This window comes from Streptomyces sp. NPDC046909, from assembly GCF_040644695.1.
GTDB lineage: Bacteria > Actinomycetota > Actinomycetes > Streptomycetales > Streptomycetaceae > Streptomyces.
This window is the reverse complement of the sequence record NZ_JBEYXC010000005.1, coordinates 565,486-582,914: the sequence shown is the minus strand read 5'-3', so window position 1 is coordinate 582,914 and position 17,429 is coordinate 565,486. Positions and strand designations below refer to the sequence as shown.

Annotated in this window: 18 protein-coding genes; 7 read left to right on the top strand and 11 right to left on the bottom strand. The window is 70.5% G+C overall.

What is annotated here, in order from left to right; all coding sequences use genetic code 11:
- Nucleotides 1–128 precede the first annotated feature (128 nt).
- Together ABZ928_RS19735 and ABZ928_RS19730 are read left to right on the top strand one after the other, a co-directional pair.
- The gene (locus tag ABZ928_RS19735; protein ID WP_361520205.1) at nt 129–293 is read left to right on the top strand and encodes a hypothetical protein; all 165 of its coding nucleotides are present in this window, start codon (nt 129–131) and stop codon (nt 291–293) included.
- Nucleotides 290–1,477: a DUF418 domain-containing protein gene (locus ABZ928_RS19730; protein ID WP_361520203.1), complete on the top strand. Its 1,188-nt coding sequence runs from the start codon at nt 290–292 to the stop codon at nt 1,475–1,477. The genes ABZ928_RS19735 and ABZ928_RS19730 overlap by 4 nt, the downstream gene beginning before the upstream one ends.
- A 69-nt stretch (nt 1,478–1,546) precedes the next feature.
- On the opposite strand, the gene ABZ928_RS19725 is transcribed toward ABZ928_RS19730, so the two are convergent.
- From ABZ928_RS19725 to ABZ928_RS19690, 8 genes are all read right to left on the bottom strand, one after another.
- Nucleotides 1,547–3,295, bottom strand: a complete 1,749-nt coding sequence (locus ABZ928_RS19725) for a TraM recognition domain-containing protein (protein WP_361520718.1) — start codon at nt 3,293–3,295, stop codon at nt 1,547–1,549.
- Nucleotides 3,296–3,345: 50 nt separating this feature from the next.
- Nucleotides 3,346–4,956 (bottom strand): ATP/GTP-binding protein, encoded by a 1,611-nt coding sequence (locus tag ABZ928_RS19720; RefSeq protein ID WP_361520200.1) that lies wholly within the window; start codon nt 4,954–4,956, stop codon nt 3,346–3,348.
- A complete protein-coding gene (locus ABZ928_RS19715) occupies nt 4,953–6,446 on the bottom strand; it encodes an SCO6880 family protein (RefSeq protein ID WP_361520197.1) in 1,494 nt (497 codons plus the stop codon). The genes ABZ928_RS19720 and ABZ928_RS19715 overlap by 4 nt, the downstream gene beginning before the upstream one ends.
- 129 nt (nt 6,447–6,575) lie before the next feature.
- A complete protein-coding gene (locus ABZ928_RS19710) occupies nt 6,576–7,772 on the bottom strand; it encodes a hypothetical protein (RefSeq protein ID WP_361520195.1) in 1,197 nt (398 codons plus the stop codon).
- A gap of 1 nt (nt 7,773) precedes the next feature.
- Nucleotides 7,774–8,499, bottom strand: coding sequence for a hypothetical protein (locus ABZ928_RS19705; RefSeq protein ID WP_361520192.1), 726 nt, complete (start codon nt 8,497–8,499; stop codon nt 7,774–7,776).
- Nucleotides 8,500–8,512: 13 nt separating this feature from the next.
- On the bottom strand, nt 8,513–8,791 hold the full coding sequence (locus tag ABZ928_RS19700; protein WP_079313121.1) for a hypothetical protein: 279 nt from the start codon (nt 8,789–8,791) through the stop codon (nt 8,513–8,515).
- A gap of 218 nt (nt 8,792–9,009) precedes the next feature.
- Nucleotides 9,010–9,273, bottom strand: coding sequence for a hypothetical protein (locus ABZ928_RS19695; protein ID WP_361520190.1), 264 nt, complete (start codon nt 9,271–9,273; stop codon nt 9,010–9,012).
- Nucleotides 9,270–9,749 (bottom strand): DUF6668 family protein, encoded by a 480-nt coding sequence (locus tag ABZ928_RS19690; protein WP_361520187.1) that lies wholly within the window; start codon nt 9,747–9,749, stop codon nt 9,270–9,272. The genes ABZ928_RS19695 and ABZ928_RS19690 overlap by 4 nt, the downstream gene beginning before the upstream one ends.
- Nucleotides 9,750–10,133: 384 nt before the next feature.
- On the opposite strand from ABZ928_RS19690, the gene ABZ928_RS19685 reads away from it, so the two are divergent.
- Both ABZ928_RS19685 and ABZ928_RS19680 read left to right on the top strand, forming a co-directional pair.
- Nucleotides 10,134–10,913: a hypothetical protein gene (locus ABZ928_RS19685; protein ID WP_361520185.1), complete on the top strand. Its 780-nt coding sequence runs from the start codon at nt 10,134–10,136 to the stop codon at nt 10,911–10,913.
- Nucleotides 10,914–11,085: 172 nt separating this feature from the next.
- Nucleotides 11,086–11,643: a sigma-70 family RNA polymerase sigma factor gene (locus tag ABZ928_RS19680; RefSeq protein ID WP_361520182.1), complete on the top strand. Its 558-nt coding sequence runs from the start codon at nt 11,086–11,088 to the stop codon at nt 11,641–11,643.
- Nucleotides 11,644–11,690: 47 nt separating this feature from the next.
- On the opposite strand, the gene ABZ928_RS19675 is transcribed toward ABZ928_RS19680, so the two are convergent.
- Nucleotides 11,691–11,813 (bottom strand): hypothetical protein, encoded by a 123-nt coding sequence (locus ABZ928_RS19675; protein ID WP_361520179.1) that lies wholly within the window; start codon nt 11,811–11,813, stop codon nt 11,691–11,693.
- 375 nt (nt 11,814–12,188) lie between these two features.
- Here ABZ928_RS19675 and ABZ928_RS19670 point away from each other — a divergent pair, with 375 nt between their 5' ends.
- The 3 genes from ABZ928_RS19670 (at nt 12,189) to ABZ928_RS19660 (ending at nt 14,475) form a co-directional block, all read left to right on the top strand.
- Nucleotides 12,189–12,434 (top strand): transposase, encoded by a 246-nt coding sequence (locus ABZ928_RS19670; protein ID WP_361520177.1) that lies wholly within the window; start codon nt 12,189–12,191, stop codon nt 12,432–12,434.
- Between the two features lie 665 nt (nt 12,435–13,099).
- The gene (locus ABZ928_RS19665) at nt 13,100–13,423 is read left to right on the top strand and encodes a hypothetical protein (RefSeq protein ID WP_361520174.1); all 324 of its coding nucleotides are present in this window, start codon (nt 13,100–13,102) and stop codon (nt 13,421–13,423) included.
- The gene (locus ABZ928_RS19660) at nt 13,405–14,475 is read left to right on the top strand and encodes a reverse transcriptase domain-containing protein (protein WP_361520171.1); all 1,071 of its coding nucleotides are present in this window, start codon (nt 13,405–13,407) and stop codon (nt 14,473–14,475) included. Before ABZ928_RS19665 ends, ABZ928_RS19660 begins: the two co-directional genes overlap by 19 nt.
- 202 nt (nt 14,476–14,677) lie before the next feature.
- Here the strand turns inward: ABZ928_RS19660 and ABZ928_RS19655 are convergent, their stop codons facing one another.
- Nucleotides 14,678–16,081: an MFS transporter gene (locus ABZ928_RS19655; protein ID WP_361520169.1), complete on the bottom strand. Its 1,404-nt coding sequence runs from the start codon at nt 16,079–16,081 to the stop codon at nt 14,678–14,680.
- Nucleotides 16,082–16,543: 462 nt separating this feature from the next.
- Nucleotides 16,544–17,428 carry a helix-turn-helix transcriptional regulator gene (locus ABZ928_RS19650; protein WP_361520166.1) on the bottom strand — a complete coding sequence of 295 codons (885 nt, stop codon included), beginning with the start codon at nt 17,426–17,428 and terminating at the stop codon, nt 16,544–16,546.
- Nucleotide 17,429: the final 1 nt, after the last annotated feature.

The following is a 17,429-nucleotide window of genomic DNA, read 5'->3' as shown; positions in this document are numbered from 1 at the left end:
CCCAGGGTCGAATCCACCGGGCATCGCCCTCAGCGTGAACCGCCGAGGGCCATCCCCCGTTGTGTCCGCGATGGCGGACACCGGGGCCCACCTGTGCCCCCGGCATCGCGGAAGGGGCGTCGCCTTTCATGCCGGATGACTGGACGGTGAGCGTGTGGTGCTCGGCGGCGGGGGCCGTGTGCCTGGCCCTGGGCGTACGGGAGGCAGGGCGGCGGGTGCCGGCCCGCGCCATGGCCTGGTTCGCGGCGGCGACGATCGCTTTCGGGACGGCCGCGTTGCGGGGCGGGCGATGACCTGCGGTCAGGTGGTGCCCGGCCAGCACCCGCGGTCTACTGCACGTGTCGCGGAAGCCGATGTGCTGCGCGGCTTCGCCCTGTCGGGAGTGCTGTGCGTCAACGCGCTGCTGATGGCCGGGCCTTACACCGTGTACGGCGACGGCCCGGCCGCGGGGACGCTCGACCACGTCGCGGCCTGGCTGGTGGGTGCCTTTGTGGCGGGGAAGTTCTATCCGCTGTTCGCGTTCCTGTTCGGCTACGCCTTCGTGCAGCAGATGCGTGCCTGCCGAGCGGAGGGCATGGTGTTCGGACCGCGCCATCTACGGCGTACGGCAACGCTGTTCAACCTGGGTCTGTTCCACGCCGTGCTGCTGTACCCGGGCGACATCCTCACCACGTACGCGGCACTCGCGCTGCCGCTGTACGCCCTGCGCGAGGCCTCCGCACGGCTGGCGATACGCGCGGCGACGGTGCTCGTCGCGGTGCTGTCGCTGGTGCTCGTGTCGTACGGACTGCTGGCCGTGCTGGCCACCGGCCCCTCCCCCGCCCTGCTGTACGGGCCCGCGGTGGCCGACACGGTCGCGGCCTACCGGGGCGGCACGCTGTCAGTGTTCGGGGCGCACCTGCACGCGCTGCCCACCGCCCTCGGCACGGATCTTCTGTACGCCCCGCAGGTGTTCGCCGCGTTCCTCACCGGCCTGGCGGCGGCCAGACTCCGGCTGCTGGAACGGTACGGGCGCGACCGGTTCCGGCTGCGCGCGACGGTACGGCGCTGTCTGCCCCTCGGTGTCGCGGGCGGGATCACGACCGCGGTCTGTACGAACGGGCCGCTGGACCAGCGGTGGTTCTACGTCGGTCATGCGGTGGGTGTGGTGACCGGGCCGGTGCTGACGGCCGCGTATGCCTGTGGGCTGTTGCTGTGGCTGTCGCGCCCGGGCGCGGGCCGAGGTGCCGCTGTGCTCGCCGCGACGGGGCGGCTGTCGCTGACCCACTATCTGACCCAGTCGCTCATCCTGTGCGGGGTGTTCACCGGCGTCGGCCTGGGGTGGTACGACCGGGTGGGCGCGGCGGGGGTGGTGGGGGGTGGTGTGGTGCTGTACGGGGTGCAGGTGGCCGTGAGTGCGCCGCTTGTCGCCCGTTTCCGCCGGGGCCCGGTAGAGGCCATCGTGCGGCGCGCCACGTGGGGAGGCGGTGCAGCGTAGTGCCGCCCACCGTCAGACGGTCACCCGTCTTCCGAGCTGGAAGTGCCCATGCCTCGCCGAGTGACCCTTCTACTGCTCATAAACATGACGGTCGACGCTCATGGCCTCGACCGCCGTGGCCGCGCCGCCCAGTTTTGCCACCGCTCGGCGTGTGATGGCCGCCTCCTCCGCCTTCGCCGCCGTCGAGATGAGCCCGGCGTCGGCCTCCTTGAACCACGGGCGGAGTCTGATCAGGGCCGGGCGGACGCCGGTGGCCAGGAGGAGAGCTGTGCCCTTGGGGAGGGCGCGGATCTTGTCGGGGGGCAGGACGGCTTCCTGGCGGTAGGAGTAGGAGCGTGATGTGCCGTCGCGGCTGCGGGAGATGCTCGGGGTGCGGACGTCGTGCTGGCCGACGAGGGTGGAGATCTTCTGGACGAAGTCGGCGTCGTCGAGACCGGCGCCGAGGAGTTTGACGGTGGCCGCGCTCCACAGGGCGTCCATGCCCGCCTCGCCCCACACGCGGGCGCCTTGGCGGTAACTCTGCAGCAGGGTCACGACGTTGATGCCGCGGGAGCCGAAGTGCGAGTACAGGTCGGGGAGATCGGAGATGCGGCACACGTTGGCGGCCTCGTCGAGGACCGCGGTCAGCGGCGGGTCCAGGCGGCCGCCCATGCGTTCGGCGGCGACGACTCCGGCGCGCAGGGTGGCGTCGGCGAGGCCCGCGATGACGCCCGCCGCGGAGCCGCCGCCGTCCTTGGACAGCAGGTAGAGGGTGTCGCGTCCGGCGACATGCCGGTCGGGGCGGAACTCGGGCAGGTCGGGGTCGGGTGCGACCCAGGCGAGGATCTCGGGGTCCAGGAGGCAGGAGACGGTCTGGCGGGCGGTCTCGTAAATGCCGTCGCGGGTCTCCACCGCGCCGCGGACCGTGCCCTGCAACTGCTCGGCCATGGCGTCCAGTCCGGTGTCGCGCAGCAGGTCGATGGGGGTGCGGTCGGCCGGGTCGGCGAGCCAGGCCAGAAGGTCCTGGACGGAGGTGCCGCCGCGCGCGGCGGCCAGGAACAGGGCGGTGAGGGTGTTCTGGGCGGCGGAGATCCAGAAGTCCTTCTTGGAGGCGTCGTCGTTGACGGATGCCACGAAGTGGCCGGCGAGTCGGCGGGCGCCCTCGATGGTGTGGCACTCTCCCAGCATGTTCCACCACATGCCGCGCGGGGTGTGGGCGATGCCCTGGGGGTCGAAGGTCCACACGGTGCCGGCCTTCTCGCGCTGAGCGCGGGTGACGGCGTAGACGTCGGATTTGTTGGAGGTCAGGACGACGGCGCCCTGGGCGCGCAGGACGCGCGGGATGGCGATGCCGGTGGACTTTCCGGCGCGGGGTGCCATGAGGTCGAGTTCGACGTCCTCGAAGCTGCTGCGCAGTTCGGGTCCGTTCGGCATCAGGTCGCCGAGCAGGTTGCCGGTCTCGTCGGCGTCGAGGCGGTCGCGGCCCTTGAGGGTCGGGCGCAGGGAGCGGGCCCGTTCGGTGATGCCGTCGGGGCACATGCCGGCGAGTTCGCGGCGGCCCGCCAGCCCCGTCGTGGTGTCGCGGCGGCGGCGCAGGGCCGTGGCGACGACGACCACGAGTGCGGTCACGAGCAGCAGGGGCGCGGTCATGCCGGTGTAGACGGCCCAGGCGGGGGTGGCCGGCCAGTATGCGGCCGGGTCCGAGGTGGTCAGCCCCATCAGGGTGGACAGGGCGTAGGGAGGGTGGGTGAAGCCGTGGCCGGTGAGCAGGGAGGCGAGTGATCCGCCGAGCATGGCCAGGCTGAACAGGGTGAGGGCTCCGACGACGACGGCGGCCATGGCCCAGGTCAGTTCGTCGTGCGGGCCGCGTGCGCTGCCGCGGCCGGTGCTCACGCCGTCTCCCCGGTCAGACGGGGGTCGAGGGGCAGCGGGCCTTCCTGGGCGGCGCGGGCGACCTGCCGTGCGAGGTTTCTGGTGACGGGGTCGGCCGTCTCGTTGGGGGTCCAGCGGGTGTTGGTGTTGTGCAGTTCGCGTTCGGCCTGGGTGATGGCGACCTTGATGGGGATGCCGGGGCGGCCGCCGACCTTGATGAGGAAGCGGCCGCGCCCGGGAGGTTCCTCGTGCTCGGAGGTCACGCCCCAGCCGGGCGGGGAGGACCAGGAGGAGACCAGTTCGATCTCGCGCTGGGACAGGCCCACGACCCGGCCGAGGTCCTCCATCTCGGTTCTGGGCAGTCCGGCGCACACCACCATGCCGGCGCGTTCGACGAAGCCGCGGGCCTTGGCCCGGTCCGCGTCCGTGCCGAGCGCCTCGGCGTCCTTGAGTGTGTGGGTGATCTTGGCGTCGCCCAGGCCGAGGGAGCGGTTGAGCCGGGTCAGGGCGTCGATGCGGTCCACGATGCCGGAGGCGGCGCGCAGCGGACGCCACAGTTCGTCGAGGACGGTGAAGAACCAGCGCCGTGGGGCGAGTCCGGCGTCGGCCAGGGCGTGGGAGGCGGCGACGGTGCCCAGGCCGTCGGACCAGGCGGCGAGCATGGCCGCGGCGGTCAGCTGGGTGTCGGCCTCACCGATGCCGGAGATGTCGATGCACACCGCCGGGGAGTTCGGGTCGATGCGGGTGGAGGTCTCGGAGGCGAAGGTGTCGCCGAGGGGGCCGTCGAGGATGCCGAGCAGGGAGCGGTGCAGGGGGTCGACGGCGTCGCGGTAGCGGGCGTCGTTGCCCCGGTCGAGGGTGACCGCGCGGACCCGGTCCGGTCCCTCGGTCAACACCTGGAGGAGGTCGGGAAGGAGGGCGGTGCGGCCCGGTGCGGTGCGTTCGCGCAGGTGGTGCAGGACGGCGGAGAGCACGGACTGTTCGTGGTCGTCCATGGGCCGGCCGCGCACGATGGTGATCAGGGCGGCGACCATGTTGAGGACGCGGCCGTGGGTCTCGGCCCGCAGGATCTCCCCGGCTTCGCCGCCGATGCGGTCGGCGGCCTGGCCCATGGCGCCGGGGTCCAGGACGTTGATGCCGCCCCGGCCGCGGCCGATGGAGATGACCTGGCCGCCCAGCGCGCGGACGGTGTCGGCGTAGTCGGGCTTGAGGTCACCGAGGACCAGCGGGACCACACCGGTGGCGGCCAGTCCGATGAGCATGCGGTTGACCAAGGTCGACTTGCCCAGGCCCGGCATGCCGAGCATGAACAGGGAGGGGTTGGAGATGTAGCGGGCGCGAGTGAACCAGGACAGCGGGTCGCCGCAGACCGTGGCTCCGGTGAACAGGTGCTGCCCCAGCGGAACCCCGATCATCGGGGCACCTGACCCGGCGGCGAACGGCCACATGCCGCAGGCCTGCACCGTGGTGGCCCGCCACATGGTGGGCGGGTCGAGGTGACCGACGCGGCCACCGCCCGGACCGTACCAGCCGCGCGGCGGGACGAAGAGTTCCTTGGGCTGCGGGGGCCCGGCCTTCGCCTTCTTCCGGTCCTTCTGCTTCCTCTCCTTGCGGTTCTCCCGGCTCACAGCGCCTCCTGCAGCTCGTGCGGGACGAAGGTCTGCTCCCACGGGAGGATCCCGACAGGCAGGGTGCATGTGAACGCGGCGGCCTGCATCCGGTCGGCGGGACGCATCTGGACCCGGGAGGCGGCAGTGAGGTTACGGACGGCGACACCGGCGTCGGCCAGCTGCTCGGAGCTGTCGACGGTGACGGTGAGCATCAGCGAGAACTCCACGAGGCCGGCGCCCGAGGCCTCCTCGGCGGCGGTCTGCTCGGCGGCGCGCACCTCGGAAGCGGCGCGGGCCTGCACCATGCCGCGCCCGGAGGTGGCCATGAACTGGGCAGCGCGCCGGTCGGCCTCGACGATGCGTGCGGCGGTGGCCGGGTCCACGGGCCGGTAGACGAGCGCGACCCGCTTGCGGCGGGTGCCGGACACGGCTTCGAGCATGCCGCGCAGCACCGAGGAGCGGACCGTGCCGCGGGGGGCGAGCGTCATCAGCCAGGTCCGTGAGACACCGGAGTCGTGCTGGTAGCTGCTGACCGTCTCGACCGCGCCGGCGGGTCCGGCGTCGTCCCATTCCAGGCGCGTGCCCCCGTGTTGTGCGCGGGCTTCGAGGACGTCGGCGGCGACCGCGGGGTCGTAGGCGACGCGTACGACTTCGGCGATGCGCTCGGCCGACAGCGGGTAGGCGGCGCCGCCGCCGGCTCCGACCAGGCCGCTGAGCAGTCCGGGGATGCGGATGGCGAGGTCGGTGACGATGTCCTCCTTCTTGCGCTTGTTCCCGCCGGGTACCGCGTAGGTGAGGGTGACGTAGGTGTGCATCTCGGAGGAGGCCGTCGGGTAGCGCTCGACGACCTCGTGCATCACGGCGCGGGCCGCCGGCGGGGCGTCGGGACGGATGCGTGGCAGTACCTCGTTGGCGAGCCGGGTACCGGGGTCGGGGGCGGTTTCCACGATGACGCCCGCCCCGCGCAGTCCGGGCTCGTGGGAGAGCCGGGCGAGCCATTCGCCCCACTGGGCCACCCACACGTCAACCTGCTCGGGGTCGACGAGCGAGCCGCCGTCCGGGTCGCAGCCGAGGACGATGGTGTGGAGGTTACGAGCCGAGTGGTGGAGCACGCCGAAGGGACGGTCGTAGGCATCGTGCCCCTCGCTGACGGTCACCTTGTTCAGCAGGCCCGGCGGGCGAAAGCGACCGCCGGGGCGCGGGGACAGCGGGCCTGAGACGTACAGGTGCGCGCCTTTGGACTTGCGCCGCAGCCATCCGATGCGCAGGGCCATCAACTGGTAGACGTTGCGGCCGTCCTGGGTGCGGATCGCGAGGGGGACGAGGAACAGCACGACGGGGACGAAGACGACCAGGGCGGCGAGAAGGGAGATCAGGGAGGCGAGGAGGGTCAGGACCAGCCCGCCGAAGACGACGACGGTGCCGACCAGTCCAAGAGGGCCCAGGCCCGGGCGCCTGGGGCGGCGCCAGTTGCCGTACGTGGGGTGTGTCGTGATGTCCGCTGTCATGGTGCGCCGGTGTCCTTGTCCTGAGGGTGCGGGTGAATGGTCTTTGCACGGGGCTGAGGGGCGCCGCCGGACTCCACGGGGGGACATGGAGCCCGGCGGCTGTCGAGGGGAACTGGCGGACGCGGCCGCTCAGTTGTTGCCGTTGCCGCCGCCCGCAGCACCGGCGGCGGCACGTCCCACGGCCTGCGCCGCTCCAACGGCTGCGCCGACCGCGGCACCGACCGGTCCGGCCGCCGCGCCCGCGGCACCCGCCGCTCCGGCTCCGCCCGCGGCCCCGGCTCCGCCTGCAGCCCCGGCACTGCCAGAAGCGCCCGCCGCGCCGGTACCACCGCCGGCACCGGCCGCTCCAGCACCTCCGGGAGCGCCGGCCGGGCCCGGCGCACCGCCACTGCCGCCCGAGGGCTGGGCCCCACTCGGGCTGCTGAGTTGGCTGCCGGCCGATCGGGCACCGGAGGCCAGGGCGTTCTGGCCCTGGGAGACGGCGTAGGAGGTGACCGGGTCTCCGCCGAGGGCCGCTGTGGCCGGCACGACCAGTTTCAGCAGCGCGGGCAGGGCGATCGCGGACAGCAGCATCACGCCGATGCCGGCGATGCGTTCGTGGATCGCCTCCGGGTTCCCGGTCCCCCGGCCCGCGGTGGTCATCGCGGAGCCGGCGTAGATGATCAGCGCGACGGCCATTTTGTACGCAAACCATGCGGCCAGCCAGCCCATGTGCTTGCGCCACCAGCTGGCGCCCCACTCAGTCATGGATGCCGCGGCAGCGAGCGGAAGCGTGCCCAGCAGCAGGATCATGACGCCCAGACGGATGTAGAGCATGATCGTCTGCAGGATGCCGGCGATGAGCAGGAGGAAGGCAAGAATCAGCAGCAGGAACGGCTCGATGTTTCCACCGTCCCGGCAGCCGATGCTGTTCAGCTGGGCCTCGGCGCCCAATTGGAAGAGATGGTCGGCGTACCGGTCGGACAGCGACGCGCACGCGGTGGCGAGGGTGGTGGCGGCACCGGAGACGAAGATGACCCTCAGGATGCCCTTCAGCGCCGTGACTCCCGCGTCGCCGCGTTGCTGAAGTGCCATGCGGGCGGCGGCTATCAGCAGCGACCCGACGGCGAGATAGACGACCAGCCACTGCGTCTGGTCGCTGACCTGCGCGGCCGTGGTGGTCGAGGAGAACGTGGGAACGTTGGTGACGAGCGAGTCGAAGATCTCGATGGCGCCCGCGAGTACCGTGTTGGCGACCTCTCTGACAAGGGTCTTGACAGGGTTTCCCAGGAACTCGAAGAAACCCACGACGGCCTCGGCAACCGGATTGCCGTTCGGGCACGCCATGTCACGCCTCCCACACGGTGTATCCGGCGGGAACCACGCTGGTGGTCAACCGGGAGTACAGAGCGCCCTCGTCGTCGGCCAGGACCTTCCAGTCGCCGTCCCTCCAGCGCATCCGCACCGATGTCGCCGCGTACCCCTGGGCCGTCTTGATCAGCAGCCCAACGGTGGCGGAACGCCCCTGGTACGCCAGGGTGCGGTAGCCCGCCCAGGCGGCGGTGGTCGGGGCGGCCGACTCCGCGGTGTCCTGCACGAACTCACGCTTCGCGGCGAACTTCTCCCGGCCCCGCCCGGGCACCACCTGTTCCTGGGTGGCCAAGCGCCAGGCGGGTCCGCTCATCTGCGAGCAAATGATCTGCGCGGCGAGTGCGGCGCCGACCCGGGTGCGGGCGAAACACCGCCACAGCCGGCTCTCCCGACGAGCGGGGCCTTGGGAGGCCGACACGGGCACCCGGGTGCCGTGCACCGTGTCCCAGCGCAGATCCGCCGGCGCTTCGTCGCCGCCCTGAGCCCGGGGCTGTGCCTGGGCCTGGCAGGGGTTCACTCGTACCTCGGACGTTGCCGGGGTGCTCGGCACCGCCTCGGCGTAGCCGCCGCGTTCGGCGCCTGAGGTGAAGAACACCACCGCGGACGCCAGAGCCACCACGGCGAGGAAGGCTGCGGACGCCTGCCAGCTGCGGTGTGTCCAGTAAGGGGTGTCCGGCTTCGACGGACGTCGTGTACGTGGCATCGGTGGGTCCGGCTCACGCGAAGACGAAGGTGACCAGAGGACCGGCCGTGGCGACGAGCACGCATCCGCCCAGCACCATGGCCAGTCGGCTCATGTGTTCCGAGCTCTCTCCCCGCTTCACGGAGATCGCCATCATCGCCCCGGTGACGAGCACACCGGCCACCCCGGCGGCGGTGCCCGCCCAGGCCGCGATGCCCAGCACGGTGTTCACCTTGTCGGCAAGCGCGGGCGGGGCGTTGCGTACGGGGTCGGGAACGCCGGCCGCCAGAACGGACAGGTCGAGCAGAGTCATGAGGATCTCCGGGTAAAGATGCCGCCGGTCTCCGTCGAGCAGGGCGTACTCGTGCCCGGAGCGGCGCGGCATGGCATGGCATGGCAGAGGGTGGCAGGGGTGCACAGGCCGTCCGACGGTCCGCGGGCGGGCGGATGGGCTCGGACGGAGGGTGGGGCGTTCGGCCGCCGGGCTCATCTGCCCGGTGGTGGACTGCGGTGCACGAGCGGTGTGGTGGGTCAGAGGGACAGGTCACCCAGGGCGGCGACGAGGGGCCCTGCGGTGGCGGCCAGCAGACAGCCGAGGGCGATGTAGAAGACGCCTCGGAAGTGTTCGCCGCCTTCGCCTGGGTCGCCGCGGCGCAGTTGCAGCGACATCCTGATGCCTACGACGATGAGCCCGCCGACTCCGGCGGCGGTCGCGCACCAGGCCAGGACGCCCAGCACCTGCCCGGCCTCGGGGTCGGGGTTGAAGCCGGCGAGCATCCAGGGAACGCCGCTCATCTACGCCTCCGCGAGGGGGTGTCCGTGCCGCTCACCACGGCAGCCAGGGACGTGAGTTGTCTCGGCGGTTCGGAAGCCGGTTCGCCGACGCGCCAGGAGGGGATCCAGGGGACGCGGTGGACGGTGGCGGCCGATTTGATGACGCGCACCCGCCGGAGGAGCGTCAGTGGCAGCCTGCCGGGAACATCCGCGACCAGCACCACGCCAAGCAGGTCCAGCCCCTGGGGGGCCTTGCCCTGCCGTAGCTCGTCCAGCTGCCGGGACACCGCCTGCAGACCGGCGAGGCTGGTGCGTCCGACGAGCAGGACACGCGAGGGTTCGCCGCGCAGGGGCTGGGGCCAGCGTGCTCCCACGTCCACCCCGCCCAGGCAGCGGGCGAGGGAGGTGACGCCGGCGCCGCCGTGCGCCTGCACCCAGCCGATGGCCGTGGCAGGGGAGCCGTTCGGGCTGACCGATGTCCCGCCCGTGCGCTCCACCGGCCCCTGGCTGTGGCGCGGGGGCGGGGCGACGGGCCGGGTGCCGTGTTGCCGGCGATCGGCCGGGGGCCGGGGCAGAGGAGGGGCGTTGTTCGCCGTGGCCGACGGCGGCTGGGCAGACGTTGGCCCGCGCACCCACGCATGGGCTCCCGGTGGCATCGCTGAAGGATTTTCCACCGGGTTCCTTCTCCGAGGTCGTAGCAGTGTCGACGTTCATGCTTCTTCTGTGTGTTTAGGCCGGTTTTGAACCGGATCGGATGTCGGCCCGTTGGACCGGTGAAGCCTGATGACACTCCACAACGGCCCTTTGCCCGGGGCGGTTCACCTCGCCCGCGACTTTTTCCTGTGCCGGCCCCCCGGCCACGATCTTTCGAGGAAACACTCATGACACTCCCGGCCCCGGCCTCCGAGGTCTTCTCCTGCGACGTGTACATCTCCGAGGAGGGACGCGCCGTGGTCAACGGTGACCTCGTGCCGGATGCGGAGGGCGTCCCGGTGCACGAGGCAGTCCTGAACCTCCTGCACGACTACGCCCGCGAGCGCGCCACCGTCGTGCGGGCAGCCGTGAACGACCGGTCGAGCGGCGAGAGCTTCGTGCTCGACGTCTTGCCCGACGGCTCCAGCCGACTGTCCGTGCCGTCCGACGACCGGCTCGCACCGACAGCCTTCCCGGCTCCGCACGACGCCGCGCAGGCCGACGCCGCACTCCCCGCAGCGCTGGCCGACCGTGTCACCGCCATTCAACGCCGAGCGCGCGCCGATCAGTTGGATCAGGCCCTACTGCTGGCCACCGCGCTGCGCGAATACCTCACCGGCACATACGAGGCGGCACACCCCTACGCCCTGGAAGCCAGAGCCCTGGAGGCCTACCTCGCCCACCTGTGCGGCATTCCCCGCCAGGCAACGCTGCTGGCATTGGCCGTAGCCCGCGTACGCTGCCGGCACGCCGACCCGCGGGCAGCCGACGACGTGGCGCGGGCGACAGCCGCCTGGAGCTTGCTGGAAGACGAGCAGCCGGTCCTCGCACACGGTACGGAACTGCTGAACATGTGGCAGCGGCTGGGCGATCAGAGCCTGGTCTCAGATGCCCACGCCGCTCTGGTGCGGTATGTCGGACAGCGGATGCACACGCCGACCCGTGCCTGCGCCGCGCAGACCCCGTAGACGTCACGGCATCGATCCACCGTCACCGCGTCCGTCGTGACCACGTCCATCGGACGGCCATCGGCCTGCCATCGCCAGGCAACACCTTGAGGTGCTCCACCACTTGACGCGTTCGCCGAGACATCCCGCCTTTCGGCGAACGCCACCGTTCGCGGCAGCCCAGGAGCACGTCATGCAGCAGCACGTCATCGGATCGACCGGGTCCGCGTCAGCGGAGGAAAGGGCCCTGCTCGACCTCTACCAGGCCCATACCCGGGACCTTTACGCCTACGTCCTGCGTTTGGTCGGCGGCGACGCCTACCGAGCGGAGGACGTCGTCCAAGAGGCTCTCCTGCGCTGCTGGGTCAAGCGCAACCTCTACGACACCGCGACCATGAGCGTGAGGCGATGGTTGTTCCGTGTGGCATGCAATCTGGTCATCGACGAGTACCGCGCTCGCGCGCTGCGCCCCCGCGAGATCAGCAGTACGACGACCTGGCTGAAGGACGTCGACAGTAACTGCAGTGAGATCGAACGCATGTTGACCGCTCTGGATCTCCACGAGGCCTTGGAGGATCTCGCCCCGCTCCACCGCGAGGCGCTGCGCGCCACTTACCTGGAGGAACTCAGTGTGCAGCAGGCTGCTACCGCTCTGGGCATACCCCCGGGTACGGTCAAGTCACGGGTCCACTACGCCTTGCGTCATCTGCAGACCACGATGCGCGCACGCGACGAGGCGACTGCTGCATGAGGGGCGCGTATGCACGGTGTTGGCGGGCAATCTCACTCGGTCAAGTGTCAGATGCCGGCCCGCAGCAGAGCGAGAACGGCGGCCGCACAGGCGCGGGATCGGTCCCGGACGGCAAAGAAGTCGCGGTGCAGTTGGTCGAACTCCTCGTCCCGGCCGGACTGGACCCACATGCCGCCGCCACGGCGACATGCGAGGCCGGCGCGACGGCTCGCCTCCCGACTCAGGCCACAGATCAGCGGAGCTGATCGTCCTCCACGGGGGTTGCCGCCGGGGATACAGGCCTCGTACAGGCTATTACGCTTGCGGTAGCCCACTCGACTGGCCTGCAACAGTCGCGTCTGCTTGGCGACTCGTGCACCAGCGGGTCGTCCGGGCCGCTGATCCGGAGCTCAGGTCCGGTCGGCGGGATCGCTCGCCAGATGCCGGCGTACGTGGTGCTGATCGCCTCGATCCACGACTCGGGTGCGTAGGCCGCCAGGCAGGATTCGGGGCTGCGGCAGGCGGCGCAGGAGCGACTTGCCGCTCGCGCGCCGGGCCAACAGCTTGTGGGCCGCCCGCAGCAGTGCGGCATCACCGTCGCTGATCAGGTGCGTATGCGCCGCGACCTGCACGTCCTCATCCCGGAGGGCGAACTGACCGCGGAACTGCGGATGATGGCCGCCCGACGGACCGATCTGGTCAAGGAACCGGGGCGGAAAACCAACCGCCTGCACGCACAGGTACTGAGCCTCCTCCCGCCTGGCATTACCGCTCTGATTCGGGCTCTGTCGCAGATCTTGATTGCGCCGTGAGGCGCTGTTGGTTCGAGTGAAGGTGGAAGACCTGCACCAACACCCTGTCGCAGCAGGGATGTTGAAGCTGAGGGCAGCCTGATCCGGGTGGTGCCGGAGAGGGCGGGAAGCGGCCCTGACAAAGCCGGGACGTGCCAGTACTGCCAGATGGTGCGGGTCCGGCGAGCGTGATGGAGAGGAGTACGCGAGGAACCGGCGTCTTACGTCTCTCAAAGCGACACCGGCTCGAACCTGGTAGATCTGGGCCGGGAGTGGCGCGTATCCGGGGCACTCTTTCGGGTGGTCTGGAGAACTCCTGGGGCGGTATTCAGGAGCCGCCCGGGCGGCCGTGGGGAAGGTCTGCGGCGTACTCGCGGCGATGCCACAGGGACACAGTCGGGCTCCTACTTCATCGAGCGGACCACAGTGAACACGGGAACCGTCCCGGTCCTCGCCCTGCACGCCGTGTCCGGCGGTGGTGGCAGGGCTGAGTCCACCGACGACTGATCGGTCCGGGACGGGGCGCAGCCGTCGTAGTACTTCGAGGCCGGGAGAGCCGGTCACACGGGGAAGGGCGGCAGCGGTATCGAGAAGGGGAGGATGCTGCAATGCCGGAAGACGCATCGCCGAACGGCGGTGCTCCGCCGGCGGACCTCGAAATGGGGTCCCGCCAGCGGGTATCGGAGATGCAGAACAAGCTTCACCGTTGGGCGGAGGCCGACCTGGGCCGCAGGTTCGACGACCTGTTCAACTTCGTGCACGACCCGGCCACGCTGCGGATCGCGTGGGACCGGGTCGCGGGTAATCAGGGGGCGCGGACTCCCGGAGCGGACGGCCGCACAGTCGTCTGGATCGAGTCCGAGATCGGCGTCCCTGTGTTCCTGGCCGAGGTGCGAGAGCGTCTCAAGGCACGGGCATGGAGTCCGATGCCGGTGCGCGAGCGCATGATCCCCAAGCCCGGTGGCTCGGGATTCCCCGGGTGGAGGACCGCTTGGTCCAGGCCGCACTGAAACTGGTGCTGGAGCCCATTTTCGAGGCCGACTTCGCGCCGGTCTCCTACGGGTTCCGGCCCGCCCGGCGGGCCCAGGACGCGATCGCCGAGATCCACTACTTCGGCACCCGAGGCTATCGGTGGGTGCTGGACGCGGATATCGAGGCAGCCTTCGACAACGTCTCGCACCGCGCCGCCATGGACGCGGTGCGAGCCAGGGTCAAGGACAAGCGCGTGTTGGAGCTGGTCAAGGCGTTCTTGAAGGCTGGTGTCCTCACCGAGGACGGCCAGTACAAGGACACCCACACCGGCACCCCTCAAGGCGGGATCCTGTCACCGTTGATCTTCAACATCGTCCTGTCGGCGCTCGACGAGCACCTGCACGGGCCGTGGAAGGACGGCGGGGAGATGAGCACCAACTCCCGGCGGGACAGACGTCGTTACCTGGGGCTGCCCAGGTGGCGGCTCGTCCGTTACTGCGACGACTTTGTTGTCCTGGTGAACGGCACCCGCGACGACGTCGAAACGCTGCACGAAGACGTCGCTCATGTGCTGGAACCTCTGGGACTTCGGCTGTCACCGGCCAAGACCCGGATCTTGCACATGGCCGACGGGTTCGACTTCTTGGGGTTCCGCATCCAGTGGCGCCGCAAGCGAGGCACGACCAAGGGGTACGTCTACACCTTCATCGCCGACCGGCCCCTCCGGTCGGTGAAGGCGAAGATCCGTGCCCTGACGCACAGGACGTCGCAACTGCCTCCCAGGGACGTGCTGATCCGTCTCAACCAGATCATGCGCGGCTGGGCCAACTACTTCAAGCACGCAGTGGCCAAACACACCTTCAGCAAGCTGGATTACTTCGTCTGGTGGCGGGTGGTCCGGTGGCTGAGAGCCCTGCATCGCTGGAGGTGGAAGGACGTCCGCCGGTGGCTCGGCGACCCCCGCGGGGGCTGGCGCCGCCCACACGCGGACGGGATCGAACTATTCGACATCGAAGCGGTGACGGTCACCCGCTACCGCTATCGGGCGTCGAGGATCCCCAACCCCTGGACCGGCATCAACCACGCCTGACGGCAGAGACCGTGAAGAGCCCGTTGCGTTGAGAGGCGCACGGCGGGTTCGGCGAGAGGTCCGGAGAAACGGACCGGGAGCAATCCCGGCACCGCGCTCCGGCCCTACTCAGCGGACCGGTCGCGGTGGGTCACTGAAGCAGGAACAGGGGCCGTGTCACACCGAGCTCGGCGAGCTTGACAGCTCCCGGACGGGTGCGGGTTCAGGCTACGGGTCCGGGCTCGGGGGCGGGGGCCGCGCGGCGCAGCAGGGTGAGCGCCACGAGCAGGCCGGCGATGCAGACGAATCCTGCGGTGAGCACCGCGGCGTGGAGTCCGCCGAGGGTCGCAAGCTTTGCGGTGGTGGTGGAGGCGAGCGAGGCGGAGCGGGCGGTGACGATGGCGGCCAGCCCGGCCACGCCGATGGCCCCGACGAACTGCGGCATCTGCGAGAGCGCGCCAGCCACACCCTGCTCGTCGGTGCGCAGGCCGGAGGTGAGGGTGGTGATGAAGGCGACGACAGCCAGGACGTGACCGAAGCCCATCGCCCCCGAGGTGACCACCAGCAGCAGCGGGATGTTGCTGTCCGCGGGCAGGAAGACCATGAAGCCGGTGCCGACGGCTTGCACCAGAAGGCCCAGAGTCATGGTCTGGCGGGTGCCCAGCGAGCCGATCAGCTTCGATGCGAGGGTGCCGGCGACGAGGGCGGTAGCGCCCTCGCCGAGGAAGCCGAAGCCGGTGGCCAGTGCCGAGTAGCCCAGGACGTCCTGCATGTAGAGGCTGAGCAGGACGGTGGTGCCGCCGCACATGCCGAAGGTGACGAAGCCGACGACGAAGCTCCACTTGACCGTGGGCCTGTTGAGCAGTTCCAGCGAGACGAGGGGGGCCGGGTGGCGGGCTTCGACGAGCAGGAAGGCGCCGATGAGTACCACGGCGGCGGCGAGGGAGCTGAGCGTGGAGCTACTGGTCCAGCCGGCGTCGGCCCCGGTGGAGATGCCGTAGACGAGGGCGAACAGGCCGCCGCTGGCCAGGATCGCGCCCGGCAGGTCGAGCCGGGTGGCGATGCGGGCGCCGTCCTTGGGCAGCAGCGACACCGCGCCGAGCGTGATGAGCGCGCCGAGGAACACCATGATCAGCATGGTCCAGCGCCAGCTCAGACCGCTGGTGATGAGGCCGCCGCCGATGGTGCCGATGACGAAGCCGAGGGAAAGCAGGGCGCCGTTGACGGCGAGAGCCTTGGTGCGCTGCCGTCCCTCACAGAAGGAGGCGGTCATCAGGGCGATGGCGGTGGGACCGATCATCGCGGCGGCGATGCCCTGGCCGGCGCGGGCCGTGATGAGGACGGCGGGGCTGGGCGCGAGTCCGCCCACCAGGGACAACCCGGTGAACAGGATGATGCCCAGGATGAACAGGCGGCGCCGGCCGAAGAGGTCCGATACGCGGCCGAAAAGCAGCAGGAGGCTTGCCGTGGGCAGCAGGCAGGCGGTGGCCACCCACTGCAGGTCGCCGGGGGTGGCGAAGTTCAGGTCGCGGCCGATCTCGGGCAGCGCCACCGTGACGATCGAGAAGTCCAGCGCGATCAGGAAGGTTGCACCGCACAGCGTGATCAGGGTGAGCCAGCCCCGCACGCCTAGTTTGTCGGGCGCTTCGGAAGCGCGATGGGGGGTGTTGGTTACCACCATGGTGGAATGCCTCTCACAAATGAGCGTTGGGTGGGTGAGAACAACCCTGTGACCCGGAGGGCGCGCCACCCAGCCCTCTGCGGTGGATACCCCTGGCAGGTGCAGGCTCCAGCCGAGCATTGGACCATCCATCCTCAGTGAACGTCTCGGGGTGCTTCCGCACCAACGGCAGACGCCAAAGGCCCGCGCACAATGCGGAGTTGCCGTGGGCGGAAATCCGGGCAGAGGTTGCAGTGAGCAGCTGACGCCCGGTGCAACGCGGTTCGTCGTGGCCCGTGATGTCGGCCTACCGCAGCGGCGTCTTGGACGCGAAAAGGCCCCGCCTGGCAGCGACGGGGGATGACGCGGCCAGGCCGGGCGGAGTCCGCGCGCGCCCCGAGGCTACGGCGGACGTTGAGGAGCCGGTGATCAGTCGGCTATCGCGGTCTCCGGCTCGGCAACCGAGGACGCCGAGCTCAGGCCGGACAGCAGATGGAGAGCCGCGTGGGAGGACGAGCCGGGTTCGGCGTTGAAGAGCGCGACGCGCTGTCCTTCGTCGTGCGGCAGGTCGAGCAGTTCGTTGCTCAAGGTCAGCGCGCCGACCAGAGGATGCTGGAAGGCGCGGGTGAACTGCGCGCAGGGGCGCACCGTGTGCGCGGCCCACAGGGAGGCGAATTCGGCGCTGTGCAGAGTGAGTTCGCCGATGAGTTCGGCGAACCGGGGATCGTCGGGGTAGCGGGCGGCCGTCATGCGCAGGTCGGCCACGGTGTCCCGGGCCTTCTCACGCCAGTCGGCATACAGCTCACGCGTGTGCGGGTCGAGGAAGACGAGGCGGGCCACGTTGGGGCGGCTGCCTGCCTGGGCCGGTGCGCCGAAGTCGATGTGCGCGGCGAGCAGGGCATGCGCCATGCGATTCCAGCAGAGCACGTCGCCAGTGCGGCCCACGACCAGGGCGGGCACGTCGGCCATGGAGTCGACCATCAGCCGGATACCGTGGCGGACCTGTTCGGGCCGGGAGCGGCGCCGAGCACGTAGCTTGTTGCGGGCCAGGCTGCGCAGGTGGGCGCGCTCGGTCTCGCTCAGGCGCAGGACCCGGGCGATCGCATCCAGCACGGCGTCCGAGGCGTTGGGGCTCTGCCCCTGCTCGAGCCTCGTGTAGTAGCCCACGCTGACCCCGGCGAGCTGCGCGAGTTCCTCGCGGCGCAGTCCGGGCACCCGGCGACGGCCGCCATAGTCGATGAGACCGACGTCTTCCGGCTGAAGCCGGGCCCGCCGGGAGCGGAGGAAAGTACTGAGTTCGGATCGCTGATCCATG

Bases quoted from the DNA above. Each gene is read 5' to 3' on its own strand.
- ABZ928_RS19710 (WP_361520195.1), bottom strand. From the start codon at position 7,772: ATGGCGTGCCCGAACGGCAATCCGGTTGCCGAGGCCGTCGTGGGTTTC.
- ABZ928_RS19695 (WP_361520190.1), bottom strand. From the start codon at position 9,273: ATGAGCGGCGTTCCCTGGATGCTCGCCGGCTTCAACCCCGACCCCGAG.
- ABZ928_RS19680 (WP_361520182.1), top strand. From the start codon at position 11,086: ATGCAGCAGCACGTCATCGGATCGACCGGGTCCGCGTCAGCGGAGGAA.
- ABZ928_RS19665 (WP_361520174.1), top strand. From the start codon at position 13,100: ATGCAGAACAAGCTTCACCGTTGGGCGGAGGCCGACCTGGGCCGCAGG.
- ABZ928_RS19675 (WP_361520179.1), bottom strand. From the start codon at position 11,813: ATGTGGGTCCAGTCCGGCCGGGACGAGGAGTTCGACCAACTGCACCGC.
- ABZ928_RS19700 (WP_079313121.1), bottom strand. From the start codon at position 8,791: ATGACTCTGCTCGACCTGTCCGTTCTGGCGGCCGGCGTTCCCGACCCC.
- ABZ928_RS19705 (WP_361520192.1), bottom strand. From the start codon at position 8,499: ATGCCACGTACACGACGTCCGTCGAAGCCGGACACCCCTTACTGGACA.
- ABZ928_RS19715 (WP_361520197.1), bottom strand. From the start codon at position 6,446: ATGACAGCGGACATCACGACACACCCCACGTACGGCAACTGGCGCCGC.
- ABZ928_RS19685 (WP_361520185.1), top strand. From the start codon at position 10,134: ATGACACTCCCGGCCCCGGCCTCCGAGGTCTTCTCCTGCGACGTGTAC.
- ABZ928_RS19650 (WP_361520166.1), bottom strand. From the start codon at position 17,428: ATGGATCAGCGATCCGAACTCAGTACTTTCCTCCGCTCCCGGCGGGCC.
- ABZ928_RS19730 (WP_361520203.1), top strand. From the start codon at position 290: ATGACCTGCGGTCAGGTGGTGCCCGGCCAGCACCCGCGGTCTACTGCA.
- ABZ928_RS19735 (WP_361520205.1), top strand. From the start codon at position 129: ATGCCGGATGACTGGACGGTGAGCGTGTGGTGCTCGGCGGCGGGGGCC.
- ABZ928_RS19725 (WP_361520718.1), bottom strand. From the start codon at position 3,295: ATGGCCGCCGTCGTCGTCGGAGCCCTCACCCTGTTCAGCCTGGCCATG.